The organism is Falsiroseomonas sp. RANM36 (assembly GCF_056682175.1).
Genome location: NZ_JBWXTD010000006.1, coordinates 52183 through 54650, shown reverse-complemented (window position 1 = coordinate 54650; position 2468 = coordinate 52183). Strand labels below are relative to the sequence as shown.

The window sequence follows — 2468 nt, the reverse complement described above, 5'->3', positions numbered from 1 at the left end:
CGGCGCGGCGGGCGGCGCGGGCGTCGATGGCGGCGCGGATGGCGGCGGGCTCGGCGCCGCCATGCCGCAGGGGCGCGCAGGCGCGGGCGGCATCCCCGCCCGCGCCGGCCTCGGCCAGCGCCGATTCCAGCTCGGCGGTGCGTGCCGCGACGCGCGCCTCCAGCGTGCCGGCGAGCTCGGCGAGCTCGCGGTTGCGCAGGTAGAGCTCGCGGGCCTTGGTCTCGAGGAGCTGCTCGGCCTGCTTGCGCGCGGCGCGTTCGCGCTCCACCCGCAGCCGCCAGGCCTCCTCGTCCGCCATGGCCGTCCTCAGGCCAGGCGCGTCACGGAGAAGACCAGCTCCGGCACCGGCGCCCCGCGCGGGTGGGAGCGTTCGATGGCGAGCGGCTGGCCGAAATGCGCGCCGGCGCCCTCGATCAGCCCCTCGGCGAAATCGGCCATGCAGCGCGGCGAGCGGTAGGTGAGGCGCAGCCCGTCCGGCCCCGTGCTGGCGGCCTCCAGCGCCGGCAGCTCGGCATCCGGGTAGAGCTTCAGCACCTCGATGTGGATCACGTTCTCGATGCTCGAGAGGAAGGCGAGAACGTCGTCCACGCCGGCGAAGAAGTCGGGATAGGCGAGGGCGAAGCGGCCGAAGACATGGCGCCCGAAGCGGCGCAGCAGCTCTGGCGCGGGCGTGCCGCTGCGCCGCGCCAGCGCGCCGACCAGCGCTCCCATCTCGGCGGCCGGGTAGGTGCCGACCGCGGTGTAGGCGCCGCCGTTCGGGGGCGCCGCGTCGGCGATGACGGCGTCCACCATGTCCGCCGAATGCGCCGCCTCGACCATCTCGAGGAACTCGGTGAAGACGATGCCCTTCAAGCCGCGCGCGCTCCCTTGTGCCCGCGGAGGATACCGGCGCGCAGTCCCGCTGTCATACCTGCCGCGCTTGGGCCGGAGCTATCCGGCAAGCCGCCGCGCGGCGTCGCGATGCGCGGCGGCCTGGGCGCGCTCATCGAGCGCCAGCAGGCGCCCCTCCCGCACCACGATGCGGCCGTTGATGACCGAGAGCGCGGCGCGGGCCGGCGTGCAGAAGATCAGTGCCGCCACCGGATCGTGATGCGCCCCGGCATGGTCCAGGCCGCCGAGGTCGAAGGCGACCAGGTCGGCGGCCATGCCCGGCGCCAGCGCGCCGATGTCCTCGCGCCCCAGCACCCGCGCGCCGCCCAGCGTCGCGATCTCCAGCGCCTCCCGCGCGGTCATCGCCGCCGGCCCGTGGCCGACGCGCGCCAGCAGCATCGCCTGCCGCGCCTCGCCCAGCAGATGCCCCGCATCGTTGGACGCCGATCCGTCCACGCCAAGGCCCACGGGCACGCCGGCCGCGCGCATCGCCGCGACCGGCGCGATGCCGGAAGCGAGCCGCATGTTGGAACAGGGGCAATGCGCCACGCCGGTGCCGGTGCGCGCGAAGAGCGCGATGCCCGGCGCGTCGAGCTTCACGCAATGGGCGTGCCATACATCCGGGCCGACCCAGCCGAGTTCCTCGGCGTATTCCGCGGGCGTGCAGCGGAAGCGCTCGCGCGTGAAGGCGAAGTCCTTGTCGTTTTCCGCCAGATGCGTGTGCAGCATCAGCCCGCGCGCGCGGGCGAAGCCGGCGGCATCGCGCATCAGTTCGTTCGTCACCGAGAAGGGCGAGCAGGGCGCGATGCCGATGCGCAGCATCGCGCGCGGCGCCGGGTCGTGGAAGCGCGCCACCACCCGCTCCATGTCGCGCAGGATTGCTTCTTCGTTTTCGACCACGGCATCCGGGGGAAGGCCGCCCTGCGACTGCCCGAGGCTCATCGCGCCGCGCGTCGCGTGGAAGCGCAGCCCGATGGTCGCCGCGGCCTCGATCGTGTCGTCCAGGCGGCAGCCATTGGGGAAGATGTAGTGGTGGTCGGAAGCCGTGGTGCAGCCGGACAGCACCAGCTCCGCCATCGCGGTGGTGGCCGCGATGCGCAGCGCGTCGGGCGTCAGCCGCGACCACACCGGATAGAGCGCGGAGAGCCAGTCGAACAGCTCCGCATCCTGCGCGGCGGGCAGCGCGCGCGTCAGGCTCTGGAACATGTGGTGATGCGTGTTGACCAGGCCGGGCATCAGCACATGACCGGCGAGGTCGATGACCTCCGCGGCCTTCGGCGGCGGCGTCGCGGCGTCGCCCACGGCGGCGATGGCGTCGCCCTCCACATGCACCCAGCCGCCGCGCAGTTCGCGCCGCGCCGCGTCCATGGTGACGACGACCTCGGCATTGCGCAGCAGCAGGCCAGCGGACATGCGATCAGCTCCCGGGCAGGCGGATGCGGCCGGCGCGCAGCGCCGCCTCCGCCCGCCGCACCGCCGCGCCGACAGCATCGGGCAGGCCGGGCGCCAGCACCAGCCGCACCGCGGCCGGCGCGACCGCGCCCCCCCCCCCCCCCCGGGGGGGGGGGGGGGGGGGCGGTGGGGGGGGCGGCGGGGGG

At 75.0% G+C, this 2468-nt stretch carries 4 protein-coding genes; all 4 read right to left on the bottom strand.

Annotated features, from left to right (window positions below; genetic code table 11):
• Positions 1 to 298: hypothetical protein (locus AC1MIR_RS21785; RefSeq protein ID WP_480030288.1), on the bottom strand; the 298-nt coding region annotated here is incomplete at its 3' end.
• A gap of 8 nt (positions 299 to 306) precedes the next feature.
• Positions 307 to 852 carry a heme NO-binding domain-containing protein gene (locus tag AC1MIR_RS21780; protein ID WP_480030287.1) on the bottom strand — a complete coding sequence of 182 codons (546 nt, stop codon included), beginning with the start codon at positions 850 to 852 and terminating at the stop codon, positions 307 to 309.
• A 78-nt stretch (positions 853 to 930) separates the two neighbouring features.
• A complete protein-coding gene (locus AC1MIR_RS21775) occupies positions 931 to 2283 on the bottom strand; it encodes an 8-oxoguanine deaminase (protein ID WP_480030286.1) in 1353 nt (450 codons plus the stop codon).
• Between the two features lie 4 nt (positions 2284 to 2287).
• On the bottom strand, positions 2288 to 2468 hold a 181-nt coding region (locus AC1MIR_RS21770; RefSeq protein ID WP_480030285.1), incomplete at its 5' end, for a hypothetical protein.